The organism is Thioclava sp. F36-6, from assembly GCF_002020305.1.
In the GTDB taxonomy this organism is placed as follows: domain Bacteria; phylum Pseudomonadota; class Alphaproteobacteria; order Rhodobacterales; family Rhodobacteraceae; genus Thioclava; species Thioclava sediminum.
Genome location: NZ_MPZX01000002.1, coordinates 1,199,725 through 1,215,322 on the forward strand (window position 1 = coordinate 1,199,725; position 15,598 = coordinate 1,215,322).

Below are 15,598 nucleotides of genomic sequence, written 5' to 3' on the forward strand. Positions count from 1 at the left end.
CTGCCCCAGAGATCGGGTTCGCGCAAAGAAAAACCCCCGCGCGATCTCTCGCGCGGGGGGATGTTTCAGATCGTCTCCAACCGGAGGTGGATCAATCGCGGCTTTCCGGCGTCTCGACCGGACCGAAATCGGCCTCTGCCTCGGCCGGAGCCGCCAGCGCTGCCGCGGCTTCCGCCTCGGCCTGACGCTGCTGGATGACCTTGGAGTCACGCTCGGTCGCGATCTTGCGGACCTTGGTGGTCGCGCCACCGGTACCCGCCGGGATCAGACGACCGACGATGACGTTCTCCTTGAGGCCCACGAGCTTGTCGCGCTTGCCCTGCACCGAAGCCTCGGTGAGAACGCGGGTCGTCTCCTGGAAGGAGGCCGCCGAGATGAAGGACCGGGTCTGCAGCGAGGCCTTGGTGATGCCGAGCAGCACGGGTTCGCCATGCGCCGGGCGCCCACCACGGGCTGCAACCTTGTCGTTCTCCTCGTCGAACTCTGCCTTGTCGACATTCTCGCCTTTCAGGAGCGTCGTATCGCCGGAATCGAGGATCTCGATCTTCTGCAGCATCTGGCGAACGATCACCTCGATGTGCTTGTCGTTGATCTTCACGCCCTGCAGTCGATAGACGTCCTGCACCTCGTTGATGAGGTAGTCGGCCAGAGCCTCGATCCCCATGATGCGCAGGATGTCATGCGGCGCCGGGTTGCCGTCCATGATGTAGTCACCCTTCTGCACGAAGTCGCCTTCCTGCACCGGGATGTGCTTGCCTTTCGGCACCATGTACTCTGCCGGCTCCAGACCATCGTCACGCGGATCGATCGCGATCCGACGCTTGTTCTTGTAGTCCTTGCCGAAGCGCACATAGCCATCGATTTCGGCGATGATCGCGTGATCCTTCGGACGACGTGCTTCGAAGAGTTCGGCCACACGCGGCAGACCGCCGGTGATGTCCTTCGTCTTCGCGCCTTCGCGCGGAATACGCGCAACGACGTCACCCGCCTTCACGTCCTGACCGTCTTCCACCGAGAGGATCGCATCCACCGACATGGTATAGGTCACCGGGTTGCCCGCTTCGTTGCGGACCGGCTCGCCATCCTCGCCGAGGATCAGAACTTCCGGCTTCAGCTCGTTGCCCTTGGGCGCAGCGCGCCAGTCGGACACGATCTTCTGGGTCATGCCGGTCGCATCATCGGTATCCTCGCGCACGGAGATACCCGAGATCAGGTCGACAAAGCGAACCTTACCGGGCTTCTCGGCGATGATCGGCAAGGTGTAGGGATCCCATTCGATCAGCTTGTCGCCGCGACCGACCGCCTCGCCATCCTTCACGAAGACCTTGGTACCGTAGCCGATCTTGTGCGAGGCAAGCTCGTCACCCTGATCGTTCACGATCACGAGCTGCATGTTCCGGCCCATGACGATCTGCTCGCCCATCTCGTTGAGGATGATGTTGGCGTTACGGAACTCGATCTTGCCTTCCTGGCTGGCCTCGAGGAACGACTGCGAGCCACCCTGAGCAACACCGCCCAGGTGGAAGGTCCGCATCGTCAGCTGCGTACCGGGTTCACCGATCGACTGCGCGGCGATAATGCCCACCGCTTCGCCCTGGTTCACCAGCGTACCGCGTGCGAGGTCGCGACCGTAGCAGAGCGCGCAAACGCCCTCTTCGGCCTCACAGGTCAGCGCAGAGCGGATACGGACGGATTGCACGCCCGCCTGCTCGATCGCGTCGGCCTTGCGCTCGTCGATCAGCTCGCCGGCGCGGACGATCACCTCGTCCTCGCCCGGAACCGTCACGTCGTCCGCTGCGACACGGCCCAGCACGCGCTCCGAGATCGGAGCGACGATTTCGCCGTCATTCACAGCCGCCGAAGCGGTGATCGCGCGGTCGGTGCCGCAATCATGCGTGCGCACGATGCAGTCCTGAGCGACGTCCACCAGACGACGGGTCAGGTAACCCGAGTGCGCCGTCTTCAGTGCGGTATCCGACAGACCCTTACGGGCGCCGTGGGTCGAGTTGAAGTATTCAAGAACGGTCAGACCTTCCTTGAAGTTCGAGATGATCGGCGTCTCGATGATCTCGCCGTTCGGCTTGGCCATGAGGCCACGCATGCCGCCCAGCTGCTTCATCTGCGTCACCGAGCCACGAGCGCCCGAGTGGGCCATCATGTAGACCGAGTTCGGTTCCTGCTCGGCACCGTTCTCGTCGTATTTCGGCGCGGAGATGGTGTTCATCATCGCGTCGGTGACCTTGTCGTTACACTTCGACCATGCATCGACGACCTTGTTGTACTTCTCACCCTGGGTGATCAGACCGTCCATGTATTGCTGTTCGAAGTCCTTGACCTGATCGCGGACGGTTTCGACGATGTCCCACTTGTTATCTGGGATCACCATGTCGTCCTTGCCGAACGAGATGCCCGCCTTGAACGCTTCCTTGAAGCCCATGCCCATGATCTGGTCACAGAAGATGACCGACTCTTTCTGACCGCAATAACGGTAGACGGTGTCGATCGTGTTCTGCACGTCTTTCTTACGCAGAAGACGGTTCACCAGTTCGAACGGCGCTTTCGCGTTCAGCGGCAGCAGCGCGCCGAGGCGCACACGGCCGGGCGTGGTCTCGAAACGCTCGTAGACCTCGTTGCCGGTTTCGTCGATCTGCTTGATCCGCGCGGTGATCTTGGCGTGCAGATGCACTTCGCCCGAGTTGAGCGCGTGCTCCACTTCCTCGACCGAGGAGAAGGACATGCCTTCGCCCTTCATGCCTTCGCGTTCCATGGTCACGTAGTAGAGACCCAGAATCATATCCTGCGAAGGAACGATGATCGGCGCGCCGTTGGCGGGCGACAGAACGTTGTTCGTCGACATCATCAGCACGCGCGCTTCCAGCTGGGCTTCCAGCGAGAGCGGAACGTGGACGGCCATCTGGTCACCGTCGAAGTCAGCGTTGAACGCCGAACAGACGAGCGGGTGCAGCTGGATCGCCTTGCCTTCGATCAGCATCGGTTCGAACGCCTGGATACCCAGACGGTGAAGCGTCGGCGCACGGTTCAGCAGAACCGGGTGCTCGCGGATGACCTCGTCGAGGATATCCCACACCTCGGGACGCTCTTTCTCGACCAGCTTCTTCGCCTGCTTCACGGTGCTCGACAGGCCTTTGGCCTCGAGGCGCGAGTAGATGAAGGGCTTGAACAGTTCGAGCGCCATCTTCTTGGGCAGACCGCACTGGTGCAGCTTGAGTTCCGGGCCGGTCACGATGACCGAACGACCCGAGAAGTCGACGCGCTTACCCAGAAGGTTCTGACGGAAGCGACCCTGCTTACCTTTCAGCATGTCCGAGAGCGACTTCAGCGGGCGCTTGTTGGTGCCCGTGATGACGCGACCGCGACGGCCGTTGTCGAACAGCGCATCGACCGATTCCTGCAGCATCCGCTTTTCGTTGCGCACGATGATGTCGGGCGCACGCAGTTCGATCAGACGCTTCAGACGGTTGTTCCGGTTGATCACACGACGATAGAGGTCGTTGAGATCCGAGGTCGCGAAACGGCCACCATCGAGCGGGACGAGCGGACGCAGTTCCGGCGGGATCACCGGAAGCACGGTCAGCACCATCCACTCGGGACGGTTGCCCGACTCGAGGAACGACTCGACGATCTTCAGACGCTTGATGATCTTCTTCGGCTTCAGCTCGCCCGTGGCTTCCTTCAGCTCTTCGCGGAGCTGTTCGGCCGTGGCTTCGAGATCGATGCCAGCAAGCATTTCACGGATTGCCTCAGCGCCGATATTGGCGGTGAAGGCATCCGCGCCGTAGGTGTCCTGCGCGTCGAGATACTCTTCTTCGGACATCAGCTGACCGTATTGCAGGTCGGTCAGACCCGGCTCGATCACCACGAAGTTTTCGAAGTAGAGGATACGCTCGAGGTCGCGCAGCGTCATGTCCAGCATCAGGCCGATGCGCGAGGGCAGCGACTTGAGGAACCAGATGTGAGCGACGGGCGAGGCCAGTTCGATGTGGCCCATACGCTCGCGGCGCACTTTCTGGAGGGTAACTTCGACGCCGCACTTCTCGCAGACGACGCCGCGATACTTCATGCGCTTATATTTGCCGCACAGGCATTCGTAGTCCTTGATCGGGCCAAAGATGCGCGCGCAGAACAGACCGTCACGCTCGGGCTTGAACGTACGGTAGTTGATGGTTTCCGGCTTTTTGATTTCACCGAAGGACCAGCTCAGGATCCGCTCAGGCGAGGCGAGCGAGATCTTGATCTCGTCAAACGCCTTCGGCTGCGCGAGCGGGTTGAACGGGTTTTGGGTCAGTTCCTGGTTCATTTCATTTCCCCCAAACGGGTAAGGTTCTGAAGATCGCAAAGTCCAGGCCAGAGGCTACGAGCCCGATGCCCGGAAAGATGAAATAAAGGTTCTCGGGGAACGGCCAGCGCCAGATTTGCCACCACTTTTCTTCCTGTTCTGCGGGCCAAAGCCCAATTGAGATGAGCACAAGACCCGCAGGGATGAATAGATAGGCAATCGACGCCGGGATCGTCATGTTCCGAACACCTTATTCCTCATCCTCCGCGTCCAGAAGTTCCATGTTGAGGCCGAGGCCGCGCACTTCCTTGACGAGAACGTTGAACGATTCCGGCACGCCGGCTTCGAAGTTGTCCTCGCCCTTGACGATCGACTCGTAGACCTTCGTCCGGCCTGCCACGTCATCCGACTTCACCGTCAGCATCTCCTGCAGGGTGTAGGCGGCGCCGTAAGCTTCCAGAGCCCAGACCTCCATCTCCCCGAGACGCTGACCACCGAACTGCGCCTTACCACCCAGCGGCTGCTGCGTGACGAGCGAGTACGGACCGGTCGAACGGGCGTGCATCTTGTCATCGACGAGGTGGTGAAGCTTCAGGAAGTACTTCACACCCACCGTGACCTGACGCGCGAACTGCTCGCCGGTGCGGCCATCGAACACGATCGACTGACCGGATTCGTTGAAGCCCGCACGCTTGAGCGCGTCGTTGATGTCGGCCTCTTTGGCACCGTCGAAGACCGGGGTCGCGATCGGAACGCCGGTGCGGACGGCTTCGGCGCTCTCGATGAACGCCTCGTCATCCATACCTTCGATGATCTCACCGTAGGTCTCGTCGCCATAGCCGATCTTCATCGCCTCGCGAACCGGGGTCAGGTCGCCGTTACGACGATAGGCTTTCAGCGCCTCGTCGATCTGGTTGCCCAGACCGCGCGAAGCCCAACCCATGTGCGTCTCGAGAATCTGACCGACGTTCATGCGCGACGGCACGCCCAGCGGGTTCAGCACGAGATCGACAGGGGTACCATCGGCGAGGAACGGCATGTCTTCCATCGGAACGACTTTCGACACGACGCCCTTGTTGCCGTGACGGCCAGCCATCTTGTCGCCAGCCTGAAGCTTGCGCTTCACAGCCACGAAGACCTTGACCATCTTCATCACGCCCGGAGGCAGATCGTCGCCCTGACGGACCTTCTCGACCTTGTCCTCGAACCGCAGGTCGAGCGCGCGCTTCTGCGCCTCGAACTGGTCGTTGAGGGCTTCGACTTCCTTGGCGTCGCCCTCGTCTTCGAGCGCGAGCTGCCACCACTGGCCCTTCGACAGGGTGCCCAGCAGTTCTTCGTCGATGGTCGAGCCAGCCTTGACGCCTTTCGGCCCCTTCACAGCGGTCTTGCCGGTGATCAGGGTCTTGAGACGCGCGTAGATGTTGCGCTCGAGAATGGCGAGCTCGTCGTCCCGGTCACGGGCCAGACGTTCGACTTCCTCACGCTCGATCTGCAGCGCACGCTCGTCCTTGTCGACGCCGTGACGGTTGAAGACGCGGACTTCCACGATCGTGCCGTAAGCCCCCGGCGGCAGACGCAGCGAGGTGTCGCGCACGTCCGATGCCTTCTCGCCGAAGATGGCGCGGAGGAGTTTCTCTTCCGGCGTCATCGGGCTTTCGCCCTTCGGCGTGATCTTACCGACGAGGATATCACCCGGCCCCACTTCGGCGCCGATATAGACGATCCCGGCTTCGTCGAGGTTGCGCAGGGCTTCCTCGCCGACGTTTGGGATGTCGCGGGTGATCTCTTCCGGGCCGAGCTTGGTGTCGCGGGCCGCCACTTCGTATTCGTCGATATGGATCGAGGTGAACACGTCGTCGCGGTGGATCCGCTCGGAGATCAGGATCGAGTCTTCGTAGTTGTAGCCGTTCCACGGCATGAAGGCGACGACCACGTTCCGGCCGATAGCCAGTTCGCCCATGTCGGTCGACGGACCGTCAGCGACGATCTGCCCCTTCACCACCCGGTCGCCCACTTTCACGATCGGGCGCTGGTTGATGGTCGAGGACTGGTTCGAACGCTTGAACTTGCGCAGACGGTAGATGTCCACGCCCACGTCGCCCGCTTCGAGATCGTCGGTCACGCGGATAACGATACGCTGCGCATCGACCTGGTCGATGATGCCGCCGCGGTTCGCCATGATCGCAGCACCGGAGTCGCGTGCGACGGTCGCTTCCATGCCGGTACCGACATAGGGCGATTCCGAGCGCAGCAGCGGCACGGCCTGACGTTGCATGTTCGCACCCATCAGAGCGCGGTTCGCGTCGTCGTTTTCGAGGAACGGAATGAGCGCCGCACCGACCGAAACCAGCTGCTTCGGCGACACGTCGATCAGGTCCACCGTTTCCGGCGGGTTGAGCGCGTATTCGCCCGACTGGCGGGTCGAGACGAGATCGTTGATGAACTTGCCGTTCTCATCGAGCGTCGCGTTCGCCTGCGCCACGGTGTGACGCATTTCCTCGGTCGCGGACATGTAGACCACCTCATCGGTGACCTGACCGTCGTTGACCTTGCGATACGGGGTTTCGATGAAGCCGTACTTGTTCACGCGGGCGAAGGTGGCCAGCGAGTTGATCAGACCGATGTTCTGACCTTCCGGCGTCTCAATCGGACACATCCGACCGTAGTGGGTCGGGTGAACGTCGCGCACTTCGAAGCCGGCACGCTCACGGGTCAGACCGCCCGGGCCGAGCGCCGAGAGACGCCGCTTGTGCGTGACTTCCGACAGCGGGTTGGTTTGGTCCATGAACTGCGACAGCTGCGAGGAGCCGAAGAATTCACGCACTGCAGCCGCGGCCGGTTTCGCGTTGATCAGATCCTGCGGCATGACCGTGTCGATCTCGACCGAGGACATACGCTCCTTGATGGCGCGCTCCATGCGCAGCAGGCCGACGCGATACTGGTTTTCCATCAGTTCGCCGACCGAACGCACACGGCGGTTGCCGAGGTGGTCGATGTCGTCGATCTCGCCCTTGCCGTCGCGCAGTTCCACCAGGCCCTTGATGCAGGCGATGATGTCCTCTTTGCGCAGCGTGCGCTGGGTGTCCGGCGCATCGAGGTCGAGACGCATGTTCATCTTCACGCGGCCCACGGCCGAAAGGTCGTAGCGCTCGGAGTCGAAGAACAGGCTGTTGAACAGGGTGTCCGCAGCCTCGACGGTCGGCGGCTCACCCGGCCGCATGACGCGGTAGATATCCATGAGCGCGGTTTCGCGGTTCATGTTCTTGTCCGACGCCATGGTGTTGCGGATGTAGGGACCGACATTGACGTTATCGATGTCGAGCACCGGGATCTCGGTGATGCCGTTGTCGATCAGGGTCTTGATCGAACCGCCCGAGAGCTCGCCGTTCTTGTCGTATTCCGCCGTCAGCTCGTCGCCCGCTTCGATGTAGATGAAGCCGGTTTCGTCGTTGACGATATCCTTGGCGCAGAAGCGGCCCATGATGTGGTCGAACGGCACGAGCAGCTCGGGGACCGAGTTGTCGTCACGCCATTTCTTGACCATGCGCGGGGTCGCTTTCTCGCCCGCTTTCAGGATCACTTCGCCCGACGCCGCATCGACGAGGTCGAAGGTCGGACGGGTGCCGCGCACGCGGTCGGGGAAGAACTTGGTGACCCAGCCCGACTTGCCCTTCGCAGTGTAGGTGACGGTGTCGTAATAGGCATCCATGATGCCTTCCTGATCGAGACCCAGCGCATAGAGCAGCGTGGTCACCGGCAGTTTCCGACGACGGTCGATACGCGCGAAGACGAGGTCCTTGGCGTCGAATTCGAAGTCCAGCCACGAGCCGCGATAGGGAATGATGCGGCAGGCGAAGAGCAGCTTGCCCGAGGAGTGGGTCTTGCCGCGGTCATGGTCGAAGAACACGCCCGGCGAGCGGTGCATCTGGCTCACGATGACCCGCTCGGTGCCGTTCACGATGAACGTACCGTTCTTGGTCATGAGGGGCATATCCCCCATGAACACGTCTTGTTCCTTGATGTCCTTGACCGAACGCGCGCCGGTTTCCTCGTCCACATCGAACACGATGAGGCGCAGGGTCACCTTCAGCGGCGCCGAATAGGTCATGTCACGAGCCTGGCACTCGTCGACATCGTATTTCGGTTTTTCGAGCTCGTATTTCACGAACTCCAGAATGGCGTTGTCGTTGAAATCCTTGATCGGGAAGACCGACTGGAAGACGCCCTGGATACCCTCGCCATCGGTGGGCTGATCCACTTCGCCGGAGCGCAGGAACAGATCGTAGGAGGATTTCTGAACCTCGATGAGGTTCGGCATTTCGAGGACTTCGTGGATTTTGCCGTAATAGCGACGGATGCGTTTCTGACCAACGTAAGCTTGAGCCATGCTCTGCGTGACCTTTCGTCTCTTCGCGGCACATGCAATGTCGGGGCCCATTGCACGCCGCAAGGCGAATGAAGGGGGGGCGGTTCCATACCTGCCTTTCGTCCCACCGAAAGGCTCCCGAACCGCGAACACCGCCTTGGAGAAGGCTTCAGGGCGCCAAAGCCCTCTCCGAGACAGGTTCGGCTGGGCCCGGGAAAACCCCGGACCCAGCCCTTTTTTCAGATCGGATGCAGTCGCATCCGGCTCGCTTACTTGAGCTCGATTTTCGCGCCAGCGTCTTCGAGCTTTTTCTTGATCTCTTCGGCTTCCGCTTTCGCAGCGCCTTCCTTGACCTTGCCGCCAGCTTCAACGAGCTCTTTGGCTTCTTTCAGGCCCAGGCCGGTGATGCCGCGGACTTCTTTGATCACGTTGATCTTCTGAGCGCCAGCTTCGACGAGAACGACGTCAAATTCGTCTTTCTCTTCAGCAGCTTCTTCGCCACCAGCAGCCGGACCGGCCATCATGACAGCGCCACCAGCGGCGGGCTCGATGCCGTATTCGTCTTTCAGGATGGTTTTCAGTTCCTGGGCTTCCAGGAGGGTCAGACCCACGATTTCTTCGGCGAGTTTTTTCAGATCAGCCATTTTTCAGTTCCTAGATTTGGGTTTCCAACGTCGCGGTTTCAAGCCGCTACGGGACAAGTCGATTGCTTACGCAGCCTTTTCCTCGATGGTCGAAAGGATGCTCGCGATGTTCGAAGCAGGCGCGCCAACGGCACCGGCGATGTTCGAAGCGGGTGCGCCGATCTGCGACACGATCTGAGCGATGAGCTCTTCACGCGACGGCATGTCAGCGACAGCTTTGACACCAGCGATGTCGAGTGCCGAGTCTCCCATTGCGCCGCCGAGGATCGAGAGTTTCTCGTTCTCTTTGGCATATTTGACGACCACTTTCGCCGCAGCGACAGGATCCTCAGAATAGGAAAGCACGGTCATGCCCGTCAGGTATTCAGCGATGCTTTCGCAGGGCTGACCTTCAAGGGCGATCTTGGCGAGCTTGTTCTTGGCAACACGAACCGAACCACCCGCTTCACGCATGCGCGCGCGGAGGTCCTGCATGTTAGCAACCGTCATGCCTTCGTAGTGAGCAACCACTACGACGCCAGAGCTTGCGAAGATCTGGCCGAGTTCCTCGACCACTTTCTCTTTTTGGGCTCTATCCACAGTTACACTCCAAGTATGGGGGTTTCCCCCCGGCTCTCATTGTCCCGGTTTCCCGGGGTCGGGTCCGAAGGGCCCGAGGCCAGATCGCCCGAGATCGGCCCGAAGGCCCAAACCCGGAATTGGTCTCGATCCCCATCTCAGGAAGGAAATTAAGCCGTCACCTTGCGGGATCAGGCACCCTCCGTCTCGGACAGGTCAGGGCGGAAGCGTCAGGCCGCCGCCCTACCACCCACCGAGGTTTCCCCCGGTGGAATTCTCTTAGTTGCCGGTCGCCGAAGTGATGTCGACGGCGACGCCTGGGCCCATCGTCGAGCTCAGGGACACCTTCTTCATGTAGGTGCCTTTCGCGCCGGCGGGCTTGGCTTTGGTCACGGCATCCACGAAGGCGCGGATGTTTTCGGCCAGCTGCTCCTCGGAGAAGGAGACCTTGCCGATGCCGCCATGAATGACGCCGGCCTTCTCGACCTTGAACTGAACCTGGCCACCTTTCGCCGCTTCGACAGCCGCTTTCACGTCCATCGTCACGGTGCCGACTTTCGGGTTCGGCATCAGGTTGCGCGGGCCCAGGACCTTACCCAGACGGCCGACGATCGGCATCATGTCCGGGGTCGCGATGCAGCGATCGAATTCGATCGTGCCGCCCTGAATGGTTTCCATCAGGTCCTCGGCGCCGACGATATCGGCCCCGGCTTCCTTGGCTTCGTCCGCTTTCGCGCCACGAGCGAAGACAGCCACGCGGACGGTCTTGCCGGTGCCGTTCGGCAGAGCGACGACGCCACGAACCATCTGGTCGGCGTGACGGGGGTCGACACCGAGGTTCATTGCGATTTCGAGGGTCTCGTCGAATTTCGCGTTCGCGTTCGACTTGATCAGCGAAACGGCTTCCTCGACGGAGACGTTGGACTTGCCGGCGAAGGCTTCGCGGGCGGCTTTGGTGCGTTTACCGAGCTTTGCCATGACTTAGCCTTTCACCTCGATACCGATCGACTTCGCGGAGCCGAGGATGATGTTCATCGCGCCTTCGATGTCGTTGGCGTTCAGGTCCTTCATCTTCGCTTCGGCGATCTCACGCACCTGAGCGGCGGTGATGGTCGCGGCGACGACGCGGCCCGGAGCTTCCGAACCCTTCGGACGGTTACGCTTGCCGACCGGCTTGAGGCCGGCTGCCTGCTTGATCATGAAGCTAGCCGTGGGCTGCTTGATCTCGAAGGTGAACGACTTGTCGGCATAGTAGGTGATGATCGTCGGGATCTTCGCCTGCTTGTCCATTTCCTGCGTCTTGGCGTTGAACGCCTTGCAGAATTCCATGATGTTGATCCCGCGCTGACCCAGCGCCGGACCGACCGGCGGGGACGGGTTTGCGCCGCCTGCCGGAATTTGCAGCTTGAGCTGCCCAACAACTTTCTTGGCCATGTGGCCCTCTCCTTATCACTGTCACGCCCCTAGGGGGTCGCGAAGTTTAGTGGTTCGGTTCGGGCGTCCCTGTCGCGCAGGGCCCCTCGCCTCCCACGGCTCACACTCAGGCGGTTTTCTGCACCTGCGTGTATTCCAGCTCGACCGGCGTCGGCCGGCCGAAGATCGAGACGGTGACTTTCAGGCGGCTCGCCGCCTCGTCCACTTCCTCGACCATGCCCGAGAAGCCCTCGAAGGGCCCGTCGGTCACATTCACGTTCTCGCCGACCTCGAAGGTGATGAGGCTGCGCGGCGCGGCCTGTTCACCCGATTCATCGACACGGCTGAGGATGCGGTTCACTTCCGCATCGCCCATCGGCATCGGCCGGCCCTGCGGCCCGAGGAACCCGGTGACCCGGTTCGTCGAGTTGATCAGGTGATAACCCTTGTCGGTCATCTCCATCCGCACCAGCACGTAGCCCGGCATGAAGCGACGTTCGGAGGTCACTTTCTTGCCGCGACGCACCTCGATCACTTCCTCGGTCGGCACCAGAACCTCTTCGATCTGGTCTTCCAGACCTTGATCGATCACGGCCTGACGGATTTGCTCGGCCACTTTCTTCTCGAAGTTCGAGAGAACGCTTACCGAATACCAACGCTTCGCCATGCCGATTCTTTGCCCCTTGCCGACGACGCCAGAGCGCCGAAAATTCCTGTTATTTCACGGGATTACCCGTGTCTCCCAGAATAAAAAACAGCGCGCACCACGCGAATCGATGCACGCCGCCTCTGGGAAAGTCCCGCCCCTTTACCGCCGGAGCCCTGTGATTTCAAGAGCGTAAGGCCGGAGCGCGATCACTTCGTTGCCGCAACTGCGAATGAGGTCTGGCGGAGAGCGCCGGAAGCCTATCAGCTCCCGATCACCTGCGTCACGCCGAGACGGATGACCCAGTCCACGAGCGAGAAGAAGATTGCCGTCAGCGCAGCCATCGCCAGCACCATGCCGGTCGTCAGCAGAACTTCGCGGCGGCTCGGCCAAGCCACTTTGCCCGCTTCCGAGCGCACCTGCTGGAGAAACTGGAGTGGGTTTGCCATCGTCGTCGTTCCTTACGCGCCCAATGCGGCGCCCTTGAGCCGAAAATACCGCGCCGCTTTCGGCGCAACTGCCGCCAGATACTTGCTCCCCTCGCGGATTTCAAGGCTGTTGCGACCGCCTGCCCCTCCGCGGACGCCATGCGCCCACTGCAAGCCGGCTTTGATAACGGAAAATCCATCGATGCGCGTGCAACTTAACATCCGACAACCCGCGCGGTCAGCACAGCCGCGATTCGACAGGAGCCATCGATGCCCGCCATCCTCAACCGCTACGCCACACCGCTCATCACCGGCCTTTTCCTCGTCTCTTTGATTTCAGGAATCGCCTTGTTCTTCCATTGGGGCAGCGCGTGGTTCCACGGGATGCATGAATGGCTCTCGATGGTGCTGATCGTGCCCTTCGTGCTGCATATCTGGAAGAACTGGCGGCCGATGACCACCTACTTCAAACGCGCGCCGATGGGGCTGGCGCTCGCGCTTTCGGTCGTGGCGGCGCTGGCCTTCGTCCTTCCCGCCGCGACGAGCTCTCAAAGCGGCGCGCGCGGTGGCCCTCCGCAATTCGCGATCGCGCAGGCGCTGTTCGACGCGCCTTTGTCGGAGGCCGCACCCGTGCTCGGCCTGTCGGGCACCGACGCCGCCGCCAAGCTGGACGCCGATGTGACGCAAAGCCTGACCGAGATCGCCGCGGCCCGCGAAAGCTCCGCCGCGACGCTTGCCCAGCAACTGATGGGGCAGCCGCAATAACGGCCCGTCGCGCCGTGCGGGGCATCTCGGGCGGCGCAAGACGGTTGCGACTGTCACGCAATCGACTAGGGTGACTCTACCAAAGGTTGTTTTTCATCAAGGAATTGCATGTCGACTTTCGTTCCGCCGCCGTCAGCCATCTCACTGCTCCATCGCCTGCGCGGCTATCGCGGCGCGCTGGAGCGGATCGAGAACGGGAGGGTGATCGGCTGGATCGCGAAAAAAGGCGACGGCACTCCGCTCGACATTGAAATCCACTGCAGTGCCGGGCGGCTCCTCTCGGGGCGCGCGGCGATGTTTCGCGCCGACCTTGCACAGGCTGGCATCGGCACGGGCAATCACGGCTTCGCCTTGCCGCTGTCGGCGGCCCTGCAAGAGGCCGCGGGCGGCGAGATCAGCCTCCACATCCCCGGCAGCGCCCCAATCGCCACGCTGTGCTTCGACCCCGACGCGACGCCGCTTCCGAAAGAGAAAGACGCCCTGCATCGCTATATGCATGGCCCGATCATCACGCTGCGCGCCGCGTCCACCGCACAGACGGACACGCGCGATCTGACCGCGCAGCAACCGCTTTTCGCGGTACGGTCAGCGCATGGCGAAGACCTGCCCGCACCCCTCTTTTCCTACATCGATTACGCACGCCATCGCGCGGGCATTGCAGAACAGCTGCCCCTCGATGGCAGCGACGCGGCAGTGTCGGACATCCTGCGCTGGTATCTCGACAGCTACGCCGCGCAGCATCCGTCGCAACAAATCCCGCTGAGCCGCGCCGCGATCGACTGGCTCAATGCGCAGACCCGCCCCGGCGGACCGAGCCGCGCGATGGACCTCTTCGGCAAGACCGGCGACCCGGACGCAGCATCCGCATGGGCGCTCCGCGATGCCCCGTCGCTCGGGCTCGGCGATTGCCTCCTCCCCGACAGCCTGATGGAGGCGCTGGCAGAGACGAAAGGCTCCAGCCCCTGGCCGATGACCCGCGGGCTTCTGGCCCTGCGCGAGGCGACCCCGCCGCTCGCGCAATTCTCGCCGAAGACCGAGCGCCACCGCCGGATGCTGCATGTGCTCGCGATGATCCTCGCGGTCGAGCGGCCCGAGATCCTGCTGTTCCTGCCTCGCAGCGAAACGAAAACGCTGCTCGAAGGTGGCCGGCTCTCGGATGTCTGCTCGCAACTGCATCCCGGCCCGCCGATCACACGCGCGCGCTATGCTGCGGCGCTGCGCGAGAAAGGTTTCGACCTCGACAGCATGTCCTTCCAGCGCACGCCCGACGGCCATCGGATAGCCGCCACCACGCGCCCCGTCCCCGAGGGCATCCCCGTCGACGTTCAGATCCACGGTCCCTTCGCGAAAGCCTCCGGGCTGGGCCAATCGACGCGGCTGTCGCATGACATTTTGTCCCGCTGCGACGTCACGCTGAACGCGGTCGAAAGCGCGCGCGACAATCCGACGCCCGCACAAGACGGCGCCAAGACCGGCGCGCCCCGCCCCGCGCGCATCAACCTGCTGCACCTGAATGGCGACGCAGTCCCCCCGGCCTTCGCCTTCGACGCCGACAGCTACTCCGGCGCCTACAACATCGCCTATATGCATTGGGAGTTGGACCGCGCTCCGGCCTGTCACCACCTCGCGCTCGACCTTGTCGACGAGCTCTGGGTGCCCTCGGAATACTGCGCCGAGATTTACCGCAAAGCGACCGACACGCCGGTGGTGAATGTCGGGATGTGTTATCCCGAACCGCCCGCCATCGACCGCGCCCACGCGCGCAGCGCCCTGCGCCAACGCAATGATTGGCCCGAGGAAAGCTTCGTCTGCCTCGCCAGTTTCGACAGCTTTTCCTTCGTGCAACGGAAGAACCCGCTCGGCACAATCCACGCTTTCCGCGAAGCCTTCGCCGAGGACGCGGAGGTACGCCTGCTGATCAAGACGCAAAATCGCGGCCATGTCTGCGATGCGGCGCAGGCCACGCTCTGGGCCGAAATCGACCGGCTCGTCGCAGCCGACCCGCGCATCGCTTTGCTCGACGAGACGCTCGATCACGCGGGGGTGCTGGAGCTGATGGCCGGCGCGGACCTCTACGTGTCGCTACATCGCTCCGAGGGCTGGGGGTTCGGCATGCTCGAGGCTATGGCGCTTGGCGTGCCGGTCCTGTGCACGGGCTATTCCGGCAATCTGGAATTCTGCAACGAGGACACTGCGTGGCTCGTGCCCGCGTCCGAGATCGAGGTCGCGCCGCAGGACTATCTCTATGTCGAGCCCGGAATGCACTGGGGCGAGCCCGATCACGCCGCTGCGGTCGCCCAATTCCGCGCGGCACGCAGCGACCCAGACGCGCGCAAGAAAACGGCGGCGCAGGCCGAAGCCTTCGTGCGCCGCCACTTTTCTGCCGATGCGATTGCCGCGCGCTACAGTGCCCGCCTGTCCGAGATTTTCACCCGGCTCGACGGGGCGCACAAACCGCTCGCCCGCCCCGCCGAGTGAGCG

At 62.3% G+C, this 15,598-nt stretch carries 11 protein-coding genes; 2 read left to right on the forward strand and 9 right to left on the reverse strand.

The window, feature by feature from the left end; translation table 11 throughout:
• Positions 1-91: 91 nt before the first annotated feature.
• The 9 genes from rpoC to secE all read right to left on the reverse strand — a co-directional run bounded on the left by rpoC (position 92) and on the right by secE (position 12,373).
• Entirely contained in the window at positions 92-4,318 is a 4,227-nt protein-coding gene (rpoC, locus tag BMI88_RS13020; protein WP_078549300.1) for a DNA-directed RNA polymerase subunit beta', read from the reverse strand.
• 1 nt (position 4,319) lies between these two features.
• Positions 4,320-4,535 carry a hypothetical protein gene (locus BMI88_RS13025; protein WP_078549302.1) on the reverse strand — a complete coding sequence of 72 codons (216 nt, stop codon included), beginning with the start codon at positions 4,533-4,535 and terminating at the stop codon, positions 4,320-4,322.
• A gap of 12 nt (positions 4,536-4,547) precedes the next feature.
• Positions 4,548-8,684, reverse strand: coding sequence for a DNA-directed RNA polymerase subunit beta (gene rpoB, locus BMI88_RS13030; protein WP_078549304.1), 4,137 nt, complete (start codon positions 8,682-8,684; stop codon positions 4,548-4,550).
• A 248-nt stretch (positions 8,685-8,932) separates the two neighbouring features.
• Complete coding sequence (gene rplL, locus BMI88_RS13035; protein WP_078521318.1) at positions 8,933-9,307, reverse strand: 50S ribosomal protein L7/L12; 375 nt, start codon at positions 9,305-9,307, stop codon at positions 8,933-8,935.
• 66 nt (positions 9,308-9,373) lie between these two features.
• Complete coding sequence (gene rplJ / locus BMI88_RS13040) at positions 9,374-9,886, reverse strand: 50S ribosomal protein L10 (RefSeq protein WP_078521320.1); 513 nt, start codon at positions 9,884-9,886, stop codon at positions 9,374-9,376.
• A 258-nt stretch (positions 9,887-10,144) separates the two neighbouring features.
• Positions 10,145-10,843, reverse strand: a complete 699-nt coding sequence (gene rplA / locus BMI88_RS13045) for a 50S ribosomal protein L1 (protein WP_075773827.1) — start codon at positions 10,841-10,843, stop codon at positions 10,145-10,147.
• Between the two features lie 3 nt (positions 10,844-10,846).
• Entirely contained in the window at positions 10,847-11,299 is a 453-nt protein-coding gene (gene rplK / locus BMI88_RS13050; RefSeq protein WP_078521322.1) for a 50S ribosomal protein L11, read from the reverse strand.
• A gap of 106 nt (positions 11,300-11,405) precedes the next feature.
• A complete protein-coding gene (nusG, locus tag BMI88_RS13055) occupies positions 11,406-11,945 on the reverse strand; it encodes a transcription termination/antitermination protein NusG (protein ID WP_075773825.1) in 540 nt (179 codons plus the stop codon).
• A 242-nt stretch (positions 11,946-12,187) separates the two neighbouring features.
• Positions 12,188-12,373 carry a preprotein translocase subunit SecE gene (gene secE, locus BMI88_RS13060; protein WP_075773824.1) on the reverse strand — a complete coding sequence of 62 codons (186 nt, stop codon included), beginning with the start codon at positions 12,371-12,373 and terminating at the stop codon, positions 12,188-12,190.
• A gap of 249 nt (positions 12,374-12,622) precedes the next feature.
• On the opposite strand from secE, the gene BMI88_RS13065 reads away from it, so the two are divergent.
• Together BMI88_RS13065 and BMI88_RS13070 are read left to right on the forward strand one after the other, a co-directional pair.
• Positions 12,623-13,117, forward strand: a complete 495-nt coding sequence (locus BMI88_RS13065) for a DUF4405 domain-containing protein (RefSeq protein ID WP_078549306.1) — start codon at positions 12,623-12,625, stop codon at positions 13,115-13,117.
• A gap of 108 nt (positions 13,118-13,225) precedes the next feature.
• Complete coding sequence (locus tag BMI88_RS13070) at positions 13,226-15,595, forward strand: glycosyltransferase family 4 protein (RefSeq protein ID WP_078549308.1); 2,370 nt, start codon at positions 13,226-13,228, stop codon at positions 15,593-15,595.
• The last annotated feature ends 3 nt before the right edge of the window (positions 15,596-15,598 follow it).